Origin of the sequence: Paenibacillus sp. MABNR03 (assembly GCF_050455445.1) — a bacterium.
GTDB lineage: Bacteria > Bacillota > Bacilli > Paenibacillales > Paenibacillaceae > Paenibacillus > Paenibacillus xylanilyticus.
This window is the reverse complement of the sequence record NZ_JBCIYR010000002.1, coordinates 84,230-100,686: the sequence shown is the minus strand read 5'-3', so window position 1 is coordinate 100,686 and position 16,457 is coordinate 84,230. Positions and strand designations below refer to the sequence as shown.

12 protein-coding genes and 1 pseudogene are annotated in these 16,457 nt (G+C 47.6%); 3 read left to right on the top strand and 10 right to left on the bottom strand.

Annotated elements, in window-relative coordinates:
• Positions 1 to 2: 2 nt before the first annotated feature.
• From AAIH57_RS09200 to AAIH57_RS09175, 6 genes are all read right to left on the bottom strand, one after another.
• On the bottom strand, positions 3 to 1,292 hold the full coding sequence (locus AAIH57_RS09200; protein ID WP_430021409.1) for a cytosine permease: 1,290 nt from the start codon (positions 1,290 to 1,292) through the stop codon (positions 3 to 5).
• 38 nt (positions 1,293 to 1,330) lie between these two features.
• Positions 1,331 to 1,918 carry a TetR/AcrR family transcriptional regulator gene (locus AAIH57_RS09195; protein ID WP_281366156.1) on the bottom strand — a complete coding sequence of 196 codons (588 nt, stop codon included), beginning with the start codon at positions 1,916 to 1,918 and terminating at the stop codon, positions 1,331 to 1,333.
• A gap of 257 nt (positions 1,919 to 2,175) precedes the next feature.
• A complete protein-coding gene (locus AAIH57_RS09190; RefSeq protein ID WP_175397793.1) occupies positions 2,176 to 2,985 on the bottom strand; it encodes an AAA family ATPase in 810 nt (269 codons plus the stop codon).
• A 106-nt stretch (positions 2,986 to 3,091) separates the two neighbouring features.
• Positions 3,092 to 6,463: a HEAT repeat domain-containing protein gene (locus AAIH57_RS09185; protein ID WP_430021408.1), complete on the bottom strand. Its 3,372-nt coding sequence runs from the start codon at positions 6,461 to 6,463 to the stop codon at positions 3,092 to 3,094.
• 342 nt (positions 6,464 to 6,805) lie between these two features.
• Entirely contained in the window at positions 6,806 to 7,966 is a 1,161-nt protein-coding gene (locus AAIH57_RS09180) for a cobalamin-independent methionine synthase II family protein (protein WP_430021407.1), read from the bottom strand.
• Positions 7,967 to 8,210: 244 nt separating this feature from the next.
• A complete protein-coding gene (locus AAIH57_RS09175) occupies positions 8,211 to 9,110 on the bottom strand; it encodes a DUF5655 domain-containing protein (protein ID WP_175397795.1) in 900 nt (299 codons plus the stop codon).
• A gap of 80 nt (positions 9,111 to 9,190) precedes the next feature.
• Here AAIH57_RS09175 and AAIH57_RS09170 point away from each other — a divergent pair.
• Positions 9,191 to 9,262 (top strand): annotated as a pseudogene (locus AAIH57_RS09170) (putative holin-like toxin); the annotation flags it as partial.
• Between the two features lie 219 nt (positions 9,263 to 9,481).
• Here the strand turns inward: AAIH57_RS09170 and AAIH57_RS09165 are convergent.
• A complete protein-coding gene (locus AAIH57_RS09165) occupies positions 9,482 to 10,051 on the bottom strand; it encodes an SF0329 family protein (RefSeq protein ID WP_175397796.1) in 570 nt (189 codons plus the stop codon).
• 227 nt (positions 10,052 to 10,278) lie between these two features.
• On the opposite strand from AAIH57_RS09165, the gene AAIH57_RS09160 reads away from it, so the two are divergent.
• Positions 10,279 to 11,334 carry an ankyrin repeat domain-containing protein gene (locus tag AAIH57_RS09160; RefSeq protein WP_175397797.1) on the top strand — a complete coding sequence of 352 codons (1,056 nt, stop codon included), beginning with the start codon at positions 10,279 to 10,281 and terminating at the stop codon, positions 11,332 to 11,334.
• Between the two features lie 176 nt (positions 11,335 to 11,510).
• Here AAIH57_RS09160 and AAIH57_RS09155 read toward each other — a convergent pair whose 3' ends face one another.
• Positions 11,511 to 12,500, bottom strand: coding sequence for a tRNA dihydrouridine synthase (locus tag AAIH57_RS09155; protein WP_430021406.1), 990 nt, complete (start codon positions 12,498 to 12,500; stop codon positions 11,511 to 11,513).
• A gap of 560 nt (positions 12,501 to 13,060) precedes the next feature.
• Between AAIH57_RS09155 and AAIH57_RS09150 the strand changes: the two genes are divergently transcribed.
• Positions 13,061 to 13,267 carry a DUF2536 family protein gene (locus AAIH57_RS09150; RefSeq protein ID WP_175397799.1) on the top strand — a complete coding sequence of 69 codons (207 nt, stop codon included), beginning with the start codon at positions 13,061 to 13,063 and terminating at the stop codon, positions 13,265 to 13,267.
• Between the two features lie 298 nt (positions 13,268 to 13,565).
• Here AAIH57_RS09150 and AAIH57_RS09145 read toward each other — a convergent pair whose 3' ends face one another.
• Both AAIH57_RS09145 and cysD read right to left on the bottom strand, forming a co-directional pair.
• Positions 13,566 to 15,239 carry a GTP-binding protein gene (locus AAIH57_RS09145; RefSeq protein WP_430021405.1) on the bottom strand — a complete coding sequence of 558 codons (1,674 nt, stop codon included), beginning with the start codon at positions 15,237 to 15,239 and terminating at the stop codon, positions 13,566 to 13,568.
• A 1-nt stretch (position 15,240) separates the two neighbouring features.
• A complete protein-coding gene (gene cysD, locus AAIH57_RS09140; protein WP_110755561.1) occupies positions 15,241 to 16,140 on the bottom strand; it encodes a sulfate adenylyltransferase subunit CysD in 900 nt (299 codons plus the stop codon).
• Positions 16,141 to 16,457 lie beyond the last annotated feature (317 nt).

The window sequence follows — 16,457 nt, the reverse complement described above, 5'->3', positions numbered from 1 at the left end:
TTTCATCCCTTCTTTACTACCCATTTGCCTATGACGGCTTGTACGATAAATGCCACCAAGAAGCTGTCCAGTGCCGGAACCTGCGTCACCTGAAACCAACCAAGTCCATCTGGTGCCATCGTTGTCATCAATCCGAAGAACGTAGCAATTATCCAAACGATGATGGAGCGGGGAATCCAGCTCCGGTTGCTGTCCAGCCCGTCAAACGAGAATCTCTTTTTGCTAACCAGCAAATACTCAGCCGTGTATATTCCGCCCAGCGGTGCGACAAGCATCGTAATGTACGTCAGGAACGTCATGAAACGGTCATATATACCGAAGCAGGCAAGTGCCGTCGCAATTAAACCTGCAATGATCGTGATGACGGACTTAGGCACCCGTTTGAATACGACGGAGAAACCCAGCCCCGCAGAATATAAATTGTTCGTATTGGTCGTCCATTGTGCCAGTGTCAGCACGATAATCGCCGGAATACCGATTCCGAGCGTCAGAAGAATGCCCGTTAGATCGTCGGAATCCATCGCACGCGACAAAAAGATCGCAATGATGGTCATGAAGCTGTTGCCGACAAAGAAGCCGATAAACGCTGCGGTAACAGCATGCCTTGGCGTTTTGGCCCAGCGCGCAATGTCAGGAGACAGCGCCGTTCCAAGAATAAAGATACCGATGACGAGCGAAATCGCCGTCCCCATCGGTAGGGCATCACCCTCGAATGGTGACCAGACGTTGCTTCCGCCTTCCCCGTTAAGCGCCAAGACCAGAGCGATGATAATAAACACGACGAGCAGCGGTACCGACCAGACGCTTAACTTTTCAATCGCCCGGTAACCCCAGATTGCCGTGGACATCATGAGAAGTCCACCAATGATCGACAGTACCCAGAGCGACCAATGCCAACCCCATAGCTCGCTTAATGCGGTTTGGAAGTTGGAAGCGAAGAAGCCGACCTGAACGCCGAACCAGCCCAGCGAAGAAATACCGAGGATAACAGAGACGATTAACGCCCCTTTATTTCCGAAAAGAAACCTGCTAATCATGGCCGTCGACAAACCGGTTTTGGCCCCGACATAGGCGCAGACACCACCAATGATGCCCAAGATAACAGAACCGACGATGACCGCCGTAAGCGAGTCGCCGATGCTCATGCCCGCCCCGAGCTGCGCACCCAGAAACATGGCGGACAGATCAATGCCGATCGCAATCCAGACAAATGCCATCGAGAGCCATGATTTCCGCAAATGCTGGGGTACAGGCTCCCGCTCGTAATCTTCTATTTTCGTATCGTTGCTCATGTTCCACCCTCTGCTTTCTGTCCAGTCTTGTTGTTTGCCTATGCTTTGACGGATCTCCAGAACATCTCAAATGCGTGCTGCAGTTTCCGTTCAAACAGCTCCGGCGATTTATAGTAGTAATATTGCATGCCCAGTCCGTCCATTAAGGTAAGGAATGAATCCACCATCGTCTCCATTGAAACGGCGGCCAATTCGCCGCGATCCAGACCCTCCTGCATGATCTCATCAATAATGCTGCTCAGCAGCGTATCGAAACGCCCGAATGCCTCTTGCATCCGATCGAGCAAAAAGTCCGGCGGGAAAATCAAATACCGGAAGGCAAATGTGGCAAGCTCCGTTTTATTCCGATGAAAATCGTATTGGCGAAGCAGCAGCGCATGCAGCTTTTTCTCTGTGCTCATTCCTTTGCTGGTTTCCGCCATCGCTTGGATATATTCGTTATAGGCGCTCATCGATTCTTCAAAGACCGTCATGAACAGATCTTCCTTGCTTTCAAAAAAGGCGTAAATTGCCGGTGTTTTGACGCCGACCGCCTTCGCGATTTCCGATAATGCCGTCCCGTCGTAGCCCTTCTGCCCGAATAATCTCAGCGCGGCTTCCTTCAGCTTCGTTCTGGTCATGGTCATCCCCTTTTCTCCATTCTAATTAACGTTAATTAAGTAGATTATACAATTATCTGCATAAAAATCAATGTATTTGTCAGGTATGCTGCATAATCTTTCAAACCTTATACGTTTCAAACCTCAAGCAGGGCTTTTCTATAAGGTCGTTAATAATCTATCCTATGAATTAAAAAGGGTGCCACGGCGAGGTCGATAAGATGCCAATACGAAAAAGAGATATCCTTACGCCAAGGATACCTCTTCAGGAAGCTCGAACCTATTCATTCAAACAACCTTTGATGTTTATGAAAGAATTGATAAAAGAATTGTACATTGTCCAGTTCAAACCATTCTGCCGTTTGCAGCATGCTCGCATCGAGATTGTAGATCTTCGCATGAAGTGTGCCCAGAACAAAGGGAGAGTGCGTGGCAATAATGAATTGACTATCAAAATAGCGCGCCAGATCGTTCATTTGTTCGGCCAGCTTGATTTGATTCGCCGGAGACAGGGACGTTTCCGGTTCATCCAATAAATACAGCTGCCCGGGAAGCAAATGTTCCTCAAAAAACTGCATTGAGCTTTCCCCGTTCGAATATTTCTCCTGCGAGAATTGGATGATATCCATCTTCTTTTTTAATTCATATGACTGCTCCAGCTCTTCTACCTCCGCCTTGCTCTTCCCCTGCACGAATTGCTCATGAAGCAGCCCTTCGCGAAGCACGCTTTCCTGCTGTATTTTCTTGATTTCATACAACAGATCCTCTGACTTGATGTACCGGCTCCCACCGGGAAGCTTATATATCGGACGCTCCTGATCATCATGCCCAAGTTGATAGCTGCTCTCCTCGATAAACCGCTGAACATAGATGCTGTGTCCATAAGTTGCCATTCGCTCAGCGCCCGCCATTCCCAATTTGTTGGCGATTAGATTCAGCAAAGTGGATTTGCCTGAACCATTACTGCCGTATAATACCGTGATACGATCAAACAGCAGAACCTCCCCTGCCATGTGCCTGAACACATGATCGGGGTATATATTCGGGTTGCTGGAAATGGTAGAAGAGAGTTTGAAATTACTTAGATATAGCATCGTCTCACTCCCCTCTTGGAAATTGAAATAATCCATGTTTGATATTCATACCTGATATTTATACTTTACCATTCTATTAATGCATCCATCCGACACAAAAACCTTTCTATTCAAGCACCGTCCAAATATCCAGTGCCGCCACACGAATGGCCTCATGCTCATGATTCCGGTATGCTCTCAAACGTTCGGTACAAGTCTGGTTCCACAGTAAGGATGTTCCCGCAATCTTCAGCAGAGAAAGTCCGAGATATTGGGCTGTAAACGACTGCCGACCTCTCAAATGATCCACCAGATCCAGAATCGCCTCTGGTCTCCAATATTCCTGACTGGCATTGGCTGCACGGGCGACCTGTCTGTAGGCGTAATCCAATAGATATGGATGGGTGTCCACCATTTGAGTCACAGGGTCCAATTGCAGAGCTGTCTGATCCGCCTGGTTCCATTCAACAGACGCCAAATATAGCTTGATCACGGCTGGTTTCAAGGTTTCTTGGGATTGAAGGACATTGATCATGCCCGCATATAGAGGAACGAGTACCCGCCTTACATGTGGGGGCAATGAGGTCAGCTCGTCAATCAATGCCACCAGACGCTGCCGCTCTGGTAGGTCTCTCTCCGGGGCAGCATTCCATTCGGCCTTCGTCTCCGTCTCGGCCAATTGTGTGCAAATGCTGATGACCCGATCATTCACCTTTCCATCACGACAAGCCACAATGAGCGTATTCAACGCACTCCTCCATCTAGCGTTGTCCTCCAGATCTAGAATCGTTTTGCTGGCAGAAGCGGCGACCTTCTCCTCACTTCCATTCACCCAAAATCTCATGGCTTGGAATGCCTCTCTTGCCACAACCGGATCGGCATGTCCTGCAATCTCGATAATCAAGTCCAAATACCTTGGCCGGGAATCCACGGGAATCCCACCAGAATACTGGTTAAGCAGACTTCTTGCGATATCGCACTGCGGGGAAGCAGCCATGGCACGCATCATGGCCCAGCTGCGTTCATCATTAAGCCATTGTCTGGCAGCATGGCCTATGGCGATCATCACGTCTTTGTGTACATTCGGTTTTTCGTATTCACGGATGAGAAGCGCCATGCTCTCCTCGCTTTTATAAGCTCCTAGCAGTCGGATGGCTTCTTTTCTTACCGTGATCTTCAGTTTTTCCCGATCTAACAGATCTGAAAGCATGGACGTCAGCATCACCGGACTCACCCTGCGCATGCATCTGGGGATTGAGTACATGGCTACCCGAGCACGGTCTCCATTCAGGTTATCCAACAATACAGGGAGTGCCCTCTCCGGCTCTTCCCATAACGAATACGCGTAAAGTGCTGCCTCCACGACATGCACTTCCTCGTCCTGCAGCAGAACTTCCAGCTGATCGGAACAATAATCGGGCATGCTGGCCAAGCTGCGCATCGCGGATGCACGTTCATGGAAGCTTCGTTTGCCATCCAAGGCCACCCGTTCCAGAAGGGAAGCAAATGCCTTTTGCTGACGCGGCAGCCACCGATGAAACCCGTTATGCGCAGGCACAACATAAATTGTTTTTCCTGATAAATGCTTGCCTTTGATGATTTTCCCCGAGATAAACGGGTCAAGCCATTCTTGACGCTTCAGATGTAGATGCATAAATACATCGTGAAATGAGATGAAGGATGGGTCTCTGTCCAGCAGTTCTCTAACCCTCGCATCTCGCGTCTTATAGGGAAGAAGCCAATAATGGACCGCCTGTGGGGATACCGTTTTGGCCTGCAGCAGTTCCTCCAGCAGAAGCTGGAGCTTCGGCAGCCGATCCACCGATTTTCCAAACAAATCCGCCATGCGAAGGACCACACTCGTGTTTTCGCGCTTGTTCGCTTCTACAGCAAAGGCATAGATCTCATCGAATAACGCTTCCAGTGCAAAACTCGGTATGCTGTCCCAATCCATCGAGTACAATGCAAACTGTCCGTCCCGCATCGTCAGTCTTCCAAACGTTCTCAGAGCGAACTTGAATAACTCGCCCTTCGGCTCCAATGCATGTTGACGCAGTATGGCAAAAGCCAGTCTCTCCGTGGCGGACCTTGTCCCATATGATGTGTCTCTGGCTTCGATCACGCTATCCACCAGTACCGTCAGATCGTCCATGTGCTCTTCCTTGAACATGGGAGCAGGACAGTTGGAGAGCTCAGCCATAACCACGAAGCGTACCGGATCCTGGTCGTTCTTGATTCGGGTCAGGAAGCGCAGCGTCTCATCTATTCCACGGCGAGAAAGTGCTGTACTTCGAACGAGGTGAGCATAGGCCGCAGCACGTTCATCGCTATTAGACACCTGAACGGCTTGCTCCAGCTGCTCTCTGCTATTAGCAATTAAGCGGCGGGCTGTCGTTTCGAGCTTGTTGTCCCGGTGATCACGAATGTCGCGCAGTTCAAGCATGCGGGCAGCTTCCTTGTCACGCAGTCGGTGTGGCAGCACATCCAGCAGCGGCATAGGGAAAATGCGTGTCTTCCGCTCATCTTCCTTATAAGCCGCATCAAAGATCGCTTCGCGGTTCGACGGCGCAAGGGTATCCAGCACCTTGGCTAGGTGCACTGGCTGATCTGCGAGCAGAGCAGCCAAGGTCGTCCACTGCGCTGTGGTGAACCATTTTCGCTTTTTCAATACACCTGCCGGAACGCCATGATTCAAAAGATATCCCCGCGTCTCCTCACGTGTCAGCAGCTCAAATACATCCTCTGGGCTGGCCTGAATCAGAATCCCTAATTGCTGTTTGAGTACAGGATGAATCGTATCCGTTGGACCAAACTTCAACGCACATTCCAGAACAGTTGCTGGCCTTGAAACACTCAGTATTTCAACCGCGGATGAGAGCGTCCACCATACATTGGTCTTTTCCCGATGCGTTGCATGCTGCAAAGCATTCTTGAAGTACGCTCCCACCAGATCGGGGTGGTACTTCGTTAAGAGCCGCCAATTAAGTAACGCATATCCCAGCTCTGGAAGCCTGAGGCGTACCGTCTCTTCGCTGCACACAGCCAGTAACAAGGCTGCTTCTTGTGCGCCCCAGCGGTTAAGCACGAGCGGCAGCAGCCGTTCCGCCCAATCCTGACGATGTGTATTCACGATGCTCCGCAGCAATTGGCGGCGGCAATGGTATGACATCAGAGCGATTTCGGTTTCAATTGAAAAGTCCGGGTCGGTCACTACTTCTGGGAGCAGCCGAGCCGCCCGGCCCCTAACTCCTGCCTTGGGATGCTTTAGGGCCAGTACAACCGCACGAGCATCACTTATTACACCCGCACCAGTCAAAGCCAGATGCGCCTCATAGGCGGTGCCGCTTTCCAGTAAGGATACAAGCAGCGCGGAATAATTCGCATCTCCTGTATGCTGGCGTCCCAGAAGTGCCATCCGCTTCATCCTGTCCGAATAACCCAGCGAGTCCAGCTCCGTGAGCACTTGCTCTATATTCATTAGATCCTTGTTAGATGTCATTATTTCCTCTCCCCTCATGTCTCTAATAAGCTCTTTATACCGATCAAAACAAATCCACAACCATACTTCACAGGGTAATCCTGGAATAGTATAACTTCTTCATCAGCAATAGCTTCTCCTTTTCAATGCGGCATTTCAGACCAACTTAGCCGATATGATCGGGCTTTTGCTGCCTGATTCATGTATGGTGGAACTAGTTATACATTTCAAAAGTCACGTCCGGATTCGCTGCTTCTGCGTTTGAACGGGACAAACCGCTGCATACAAAAAGGGATGCCTCGCCGGGCACCATAAACGGCCCTTTGAGTCATCCCTTTTATCTAAGTTGTTGCTTATCTGAATTTAGTTATTCCAGTACTGCTTCGCAATCTGTTGACCTTGGTCGATTTTCGCCCACTGCTCGGCTTCGCTTAGCTCATTACCGCCATCGCAGGAGGCAAATCCGCATTGATGCGAGAGCAGCAGACGATCCTTATCAATGATTTTGGATGCTTCGTCAAGCAGACGAATGACGCGTGCTTCATCATCCAGTGTATTTGTTTTGGAAGACAGCAGGCCCAGAACAATCTCTGTTTCCGGTCTATCCTTGAACACTTCCAACGCTTCGATCGAACCCGCACGATCATCATCCCACTCCAGGAAGAAGCGGTCATATTTCAATTGTTTCAGGAACAGGTTGGCGATTTTCGCATAAGAGCCGCCGCCCATGTTGCGGGAATCGTAGTTGCCGCGACAGTTATGTGTCCACATTTTCAAACCCAGGCTATGACCGTAATCAATCACGGTATTGTTAATATCAATAAATTCAGTAGCGAGACCCGCTACTTCTGCTTGATCAATATGCTCGCCGGTAAACGGAGAGTTCGGGTTGTCGTCTGCAAACAGCTCCCACAGGCAGTCGTCAAATTGCAGAATTTTGCCGCCAGCCGTAGCGAATTCCGCCACAAATTCCTTATACGCCTTCACAAGACCCGCTTTGAGCTCCTGTTTGTTCTGATAAACGGCATCCTTCCCGCCAATGTTATCCGACCAGGAAAGCTCACCGAAGATATGGGAAGGAGACGGTACGCAAAGTTTCGTCTGCTGATCGCCTGCCGTATCTTGCAGCTGTTTGAACAGCGTAATAAAGTGGTGATTCTTACCGCTCAGTTCGCCCGTAATGCGCAATCCAATATCTTTGCGAGTCTCATATTTGGATGTTCCGTCCACATCCCGGAAAAAGTAGCCGTGGTCCGCGATATAACGCTCCACTCCGTCAAAGCCCCAGACAAAATCCAGATGCCACATCGACTTGGAGAACTCGCCGTCCGTAACAACCGACAGATTATGCTCTATTTCCTTTTTAACAACCTGTTTGATTGCCTCAGTCTCACACTCGGCATACCCTTCGAAGTTTTCATAGAACGGATACTGGATATCATCACGATGTTCAATTTGCGTTTTATATTTCAGCAGCTCTTCGGGCCGCAACAAACTTCCTACGATCTGGAACTTATCAGTCATGTAAATAACCCCCTCGTTGTATACGAGTATCATAGCACGCCGAGTGGAGTTCGAAGAATAATCAAAAGAAGATAACTAGTTATAGCTAACAGCTATAGCAAGAAATAAAAGTGGATTATCAAAATGATTCCCCTTAATGGGGTTAACTGGGTTTATCTGCTTTCACAATCTATGATTAGATATTCCATTTTATTATTTTCCACTTTTTCTATCGTTGGTCTAAAGCGCTAGTTGTTTATCTATGCTAGTTTAAATTATAAGCTTTATCAATTAATGGTTCTGCTCTTTTAAAATCTTCAGGGGATTTAATGATAATTTGTAAATCACCAGTCCCAAAATGCCCTACATTACGCATATCTCTAGTAAATCCATCCTCAAGTTCAAAATCACCAGGATTTAATCTCATGTGTAGTAGTATCTGCTTCTGGTAGACTTCTGCACAAATGATATTTTTCATCTTTTTGAACGCTGTATACAACTTGAGCTGATTTTCTGTAACGTCATCACCGAGTGCAAGTATATAGGCTCTAATGGAATAATACAGTTCTCTGAGCGCTGGCGTTGTTGACTGAAGTTGTTCTTGAAAAGTCTTGTCTGATGATGGCTTAGTCCATTTATCTCCCTGTTCCTGAATATTGTAAGGTCTCACCGTACTTGAATTTACTAGCTCCATCATAAGTAAATCTGTTCCAAACTTTTTGTAACGAACAAGATCGATGTTTCTATTGATCTGTTTAACTGCATATTTATCATATTTTGTGAAATCTCCTGCTACACAAATAAGTCTGGGCATACTCCAATCTAACTTATCCGAACACTCTTTTCCTAGATTCTTCATCACTAACAACTCAAATTCTGCTTTATGATCAAGTAGCCAGTCGAGATAAAATAATCCTTGGTTAATCACGTTCTCGTTACTGGTTCTTTTATATTCAAAAATGACAGGACAGTTGTTTTCATCTAACCCTAAACTGTCAATTCTACCACCGTTCGATGTCGTATATTCGCTTTTCAGAAAAGTTACTCCAAAAAAAACAGGCATATTCTTTTCAATTAATACTTGTAATTCTCTCTCAAGTAGAACAGAACTGGCTGGCAACTCTTTAACTTCTCCCGTTATATGAAACAGCTTAGTATCGGACATGTATGTCTCACTTTCTAAAACTTGATCACCAGAAGACTTCTCTTCATAGTTTCAAGTAATTTTTATTATTTTCAAATGCATCGGTGTTTGAAGCAATTATGCTTACCTTCGGTTCGCTGATTGTAGCGCTGCTGTCCAATAAACACAAGTAGACCGCTCCCCATGCAAAGGTTGCGGTCTACTTGACGTCTATCCTCTTGTTAAGCCCACCGCCCTTAAAAGCGGCTATTGCTCCGAGAGTCGTGTTGTCGCACGACTCTCTTTGCAATATAAGCTGTTCATGCCCTTATTATAACATGACAAATGAGGAATTCAATTCAAGGCTTAACAAGCGTAGAATAAAAACGATAAACATCTAACTCTCAACTAATTCACAACGTCCTACGCCGTAATTCATAAAAATACTGCACGGCTGGGTGCTTTAACTTAATTTTCTCGGACATGTTCAAAATCCGCTTTTTGCCAACCCGTCTGTCTACCAAAGCCAGAATGTTCAGCAAGATATCCTGACTCTCCAGACTTTCCTCTATAGGTCTTGATAGAAACGTAGTCGCTGCAACCGTAAAATTGGATTTGCTTAATGCTGACTGTGCTGACAATAGCTCCTTGGCAAGCACTGAGCTTTTTCTGCTTCGTGCAATGACGTGAAGGCGGTCCTCCGGAACGGTCCCTTTGGTCTCTTTTCGAATGGCTTCAATCTCTTCGTTGTCTACAGGAATTTCAATATTCGGATCGTTCTTGATCTCCTGCTCCGTCTGATACCACCGGATGGGGGTTGTTGTGTCACTCATATTGAGCAGGTTCTTTTTATCTACGGCAAGGTAACAGCTTCCTGATTTATCAAGTGCATAACGGTAGCTTGTTGCGCGGTATTCAACTCTTCCGACTAACGCCGGGCTAAGGAAACTCTCCAGTTGCTGCTTCAATTTGCTCCAGGACATAAATCCTCCTATTCTCAAAAGCCTACTACCTTAATTATAACACAGCATACCGAATTGCCATCTTAGGTTGATACAGGATATGAAGCACTTCAGACGGGGGAATTCCTATTTTTGGATTTTACTTTCCCTATGTGATAAAATTGCTGGAAATTATCTACTTTCTATTAAACTGTCATTGCCGATCATGGAATACTACGTTGCTATTCACAAAGGAGAGGAAGACGTTAATGGCTAAGAAGAAAACAACATTACCCGCCCATATGGAGCAACTCATTAAAAATAATGATATCACTGCTGTAAAAGAGGTCTTTGAGCAATGCGAATGGGATGCCCGCGGGGGTTACAGCAAAGGTACGGCCCTCAGTTTCCGGCAGATTTCGGATGAAGTCGTTCGCTGGCTGGTAGAGCAAGGAGCTGATATTAACGCCCGGGACAAGTACCAGCGTACGCCATTGCATGCCCATGCTGCGCACTGGTCAGGAAATGTAGCCTTGCTCCTCGAATTGGGTGCAGAGCTGGACGCGGTTGATTATACCAATGAAACACCGCTGCATTCAGCAGTCAATTCGTATAGAACCACAGTGGTGCAAGAGTTAGTAACCCGAGGTGCTGATATCAACGCAGAGAATAAACAGGGGAACACCCCGCTCGCTAAAGGATTAGTCAATTGCCGGAATAGCGATATTGTCAGTATGTCTGAAATCTCCGCGATTTTGCTGGATGCCGGAGCATCGGTCACCCCTGCTATGAAAGAGTCGGTAAAGCGAATTGGCAAGGATTTTGAATTCGTCCGGGAAAAGTTCAATCAAGACAGCGTTGACGAAGTGTCGGACGCGCTTCTCAAGCTGTATCGACTATTTGATGTCGAGCCGGTAGCGAATCGAATCATGCATGATGGGACTGCCCCCATTCAGGTAACCGCAACCACCTGGCCCAAGCAGCACCAAGAGCTGTGGGAATATCTCATTCCGCCCAAAGGTCATGCGCAAACGGTACAGGGAGAGGTCATCCGCATCACCGGGCGCGTGTCTCATGAAGTATTGGATAATGGCGGGGGAAACTGGGATGCCCAATACCTCAAGATGCTGGATGCGCTGGTCCGGTACCTGGGTACCGGTACGCCATTAGCTCCGGCACTTCTGCAAGAGGCAACCGACTTGGCCGGCAGGCTTCGCAATGGATCGGATTATGATGCGCCTGCTAGATTATGCGAATTGGCGGTGTTATGGGTGCTTAACAATCCTCAACCCGTAACGATGGCACAACCGGAATATTCTCGTTAATTTTCCTAGGATAGATGGCTTTGGAGTTGCTTAGTCCCATTCGTGGACAGATTGGGCAATGAACGTGTTACGGGTAAAAATAGAAGTACAGCAGCTAAAAAAAGAAGCGGAATATTTCCCGCTTCTTTTCTTGTAACCCGCCAATACATCTCAACTATTAGTCGAAACTTGGCAATTTAATTTCCGTGTTCCTCTACCTCATCATGATTCTTGCTTCCAAACTCATCTAGCAGCGTGCGCACTTCCTTTGTGGATTTAGCGTTCATTAAGCTGTTTCTGAGTTCACTTGCCCCACGGAATCCACGAACATATATTTTGAAGAAGCGCGCAAGTGGACTGAACGAACGCGGCTCCTGTGCGGAATACTGATCATAGAGATCCAGATGAAGCCGCAGCAGACCAAGCAATTCTTCGCTGGTATGTTCCTTCGGCTCTTTTTCAAAAGCAAACGGGTTCTGGAAGATACCACGCCCAATCATAATGCCATCCACGCCATATTCCTCAGCGAGCTTCAACCCAGTCTGACGGTCAGGGATATCCCCATTAATGGTCAGCAGCGTATTCGGTGCGACCTCATCACGAAGTTTCTTAATCTCCGGAATCAGTTCCCAGTGAGCATCTACCTTGCTCATTTCTTCTCTTGTGCGCAGATGAATGGACAGATTCACGATGTCTTGTTTCAAAATATGGGTCAACCAATCGCGCCATTCGTCTACTTCAGTGAAACCAAGACGTGTTTTGACACTTACGGGCAATCCACCAGCTTTCGCGGCCTGGATTATTTCCGCAGCCGTTTCGGGACGGCAGATCAGCCCGCTCCCCTTCCCGTTCTCCGCTACATTGGCTACAGGACAACCCATATTAATGTCGATCCCTTTAAAGCCTTCTTTCGCCATACCGATGCTCATTTCACGGAAGAATTCCGGCTTGTCTCCCCAGATATGAGCCACCATGGGCTGTTCATCCTCTGTAAACGTCAACCGCCCACGAACACTTTTGTTCCCCTCCGGGTGACAATAACTCTCTGTATTTGCAAACTCCGTAAAAAACACATCCGGTCTGGCCGCTGCACTTACGACATGGCGAAACACAACATCCGTCACATCTTCCATTGGTGCCAATATAAAAAATGGTCGTGGCAAATCACGCCAAAAATTGTCTTTCATCTTAAAAACTCCTCTATATATACCGGGACAGTTCGCTATCCCGAAAATAGTAAAATAATTTATTCGTCTGCTTGTTATCATTCGATATTCATGTCATTGCTACTTCTTCACTTACACCATCTTCAGTTAAACCATCTTCACTTATACCATGTTACCGCAGCGTAGTTCAAACAGCATTATATGTTAATGGCGCAACAAAATAAATACATTACAACCTGAACAGAAGCAAAGCTTTTCTATGGACTCACATAAAAAAGAGGGGCGATGCCCCTCTTGGCTACTTACCCAATGGAACTTGGATCCGGGTTTCCCCTTCCTCCATTTGTCCTTTCTCTAATTTTATCACGTCTCAAGCCGATTTTCAGCACGAGTTTATTCGTCATGTCTCAAAGCCTAACTCAACTCCCGCTTGGTCTCCCCAAGTATAGTAATCAAACCGTCTCCTTCGTTCTAATGATTCTCGCTGTCCGCTCTTGCCGAACCGAACAAGCTCCTCTACAATTAAAGCTCGGCAGGCTTTTGTACCTGCAAATTGTGACATGAAGGTGGCCTGAATTAACATGGAAATTTCATTGGATATTATCAAAGACAAAGTCGAATGCCTGCAGGCCTATGACTTCAATGAACTGGAACGGGCGATTGAAGACCGAATCGGAATGAACAAGGCGCTGCTGCTTCGAGTGAAGCAGGTACAGCATCAAGTGACGTTCGATCCGTTTCGCAACAAGATGTTATACAGTGCAGTCGTGCATTTTGCCGTTGAGTGATGAGACATAGGTAAAATTTATGGGAACAGCAAAAACCGGATTGATCTATGCTCAATCCGGTTTTTGCTTTGTTTGGTATATGGTTAATTATATCTCCTGCAGCAATTTGTAACGGCCCATTAAAGTTTACTTTACCCTTAAAATTGTTTTGAATATTATTTTTTTGGCTATTCCCCATATTTACCTTGACCCTCTTACACCGACTCTTACATATGAATTCCCAAGATTTTTAACTGCTCATTAATCTTAAGCAAACAAGCGGCTGCCTGATCGGCAACCGCTGCATCTGACATGCTTATTAAATGTCGTAGTTATTCGAAGGACTGTGAGCGATAATGGATTGCACGACTCGTTTAACCACGGATTTCGCGGCATCCTGGGTGGATATTCCGCCGATCTCGTCCGCGTTAACTTCGATAAATCCTTTGCCCCCGATGATCTCTCGGGCTGTCTCAAGTTCGCCCGCACTGATAGAATCATGGGATACCAGTGAGATCAGGCCGGCGTCGTTCAACACCTTTGCCATCTCCGCCGTACCGCGGAGCGTTTCTCCACTGACGCTCTCAAGCAGCATCGTATGGTAACCAGATGACATTAGTCGCTTCTCCACTTCTTTTGCGAGAGCTACCGTATCCGAGCCAGCAAACCAGACCGTGAGCGGAGATTGTCCTTTCTGCTGGGCGCGAACCTCTCTCGTGATCCCCGTATCCGGCGTGTCAAATCGGCTATCTCCCTTCAGCGCTTGATCGATGACTCCGCAAGCGGACGTCATGTTGGTGACACGATCAATAAGGATAAAACCTCCGATGCTCTTATTGTGTTCAAAGGAATCGAAGACGATCTGATCTGACAGCGTAAATTCACACTTGGCCAATTCGTTCTTAACAATTTGATCGGCCGGAACGGTGTGGCCCGTGTTAATGTCAATTTTATGGGTAATCGCCGTTACAGTGCCTGGAAGAGTCTTCGTTCCAACCTTTACCCAATAATGCTTGCCCGGAGTCAGGACGGAATCGTCCATCCACAGGATCGTTGAAGCGAAGCTGTCAGCTTCTTGCACTTGATTATCCACCGTGAGCACGCAGCCCCGCGAAACATCAACTTCGCGGTCCAGTTGTATCGTAACCGGTTGGCCAGCATAAGCCGAATCCTGAACTTGGTCCGTCACCAAAATCCGCTTAACCTTTGCTTTCTCCCGACTTGGCAGAGTCATGACTTCGTCTCCGACCGAAATCTTACCAGCCTCGATCTGGCCCTGGAACCCACGAAACGTATGGTCCGGTCTGCTTACACGCTGAACCGGCATCATGAAAGGCTTCGTATCATCTGTAGTATGAACATCTATATTTTCCAAATACGGCAATAAAGCCAACCCTTCGTACCAGGGGGCATTCGGCGACTGGGTTGTGATGTTGTCCCCTTCCGTAGCGGATACGGGAATGACCTGAATGCTCTTGATTTGGAATTCGGCCGTCGTTTGGATGAACTCTTCCTTGATCGCCTCGAACGTCCTCTGATCGAAGCCGACCAGATCCATCTTGTTCACAGCCAATACGAGATGCTTGATCCCCATCAGGGCGCAGATCCGAGCATGGCGTTTGGTCTGGGTAATGATGCCTTTGGTAGCGTCCACCAGAATGATGGCTAGATCGGCAAAGGAAGCGCCTACAGCCATGTTGCGCGTATACTCTTCGTGTCCCGGTGTGTCCGCCACGATGAAGGAACGATGAGACGTCGTAAAATAACGATACGCCACATCGATGGTAATCCCTTGTTCGCGTTCGGCCAGCAAACCATCGAGGAGCAGCGAGTAGTCGATCTTGCCGCCTCGGCTTCCCAATCGACTATCGAGCTCAAGCGCGCGTTCTTGATCGGCGAACAGCAGCTTGGCCTCATAGAGCATATGTCCGATCAGCGTGGACTTGCCGTCATCCACACTTCCGCAGGTAATGAATTTAAGTAGACTCTTCATGTTAGAAATAGCCCTCCCGTTTGCGTCGTTCCATGCTTCCCGCCGCTTCTTGATCGATAACCCGACTGGTCCGTTCGGAAGATAACGCACCCAATGTCTCCTCAATGATCTCATCCAGCGTAACGGCATCGGACTCGACTCCGCCCGTGAGCGGGTAACAACCCAACGTGCGGAAGCGAATCTTCTTCATCTCTACCTTCTCGCCAGGCTCAAGCTTCATCCGCTCGTCATCCACCATGATGATATGCCCGTCACGATTAACGATCGGTCTTACGTCCGCGGAGTAAAGCGGAACGATATCGATGTTCTCCCGACGAATGTATTGCCAGATATCCTTCTCAGTCCAGTTGGACAGCGGAAAGACTCGAATGCTCTCTCCCTTGTTGATTCGCGTGTTGAACAGCTTCCACATCTCCGGACGTTGGTTCTTCGGGTCCCACGAGTGGTTCTTGTTCCGGAACGAGAAGATTCGCTCCTTCGCACGCGACTTCTCCTCATCACGTCTTCCGCCACCGAACGCAACCGTGAATCCGTATTTGTCCAATCCCTGCTTCAGGGCTGTGGTTTTCATAATGTCGGTATATGCGGAACCATGGTCGAAGGGGTTGATTCCTTGTTGAATTGCCTCTTCATTAGAGTGCACGATCATCTCGATACCAAATTCCTTCGCCTTTCGGTCGCGGAATTCGATCATTTCCTTAAACTTCCAGGTTGTATCGATATGCATGAATGGGAACGGCGGCTTCTCGGGGTAGAAAGCCTTTAGGGCCAAGTGCAGCATGACCGAGCTGTCCTTGCCGATGGAATACAACATGACCGGTTTCTCGCACTCCGCTGCTACTTCTCTGATAATGTATATCGCTTCAGCCTCAAGTTGATCCAGATGTGTTAGTTCTTGCATGGCAAGGCGGCCTCCTTTTAATCCTCACTAAAACCATCGTATTTATAAACTTATCCTATCAGATTCCATCTTTATTGCAAAGTGGAAAAAAGTAAAATTTATGATGTCTATGTATTGGATCGACAATATTCAGCATGGAGTAGCGGCTCCCTCCTAAATAAAATCGCCTAAACGAATGATTTTTGCTGAGCTGCAAAGAGAATCGGTTGGTTAACGATCTATTACAATCATGATCGAGGGCCATGGAATTTGGAAAAGCTGCCGCCTGTAAAGTACAGACAGCAGCTTCAATAGTTGCCTAGTTTTTTCAAAATGTC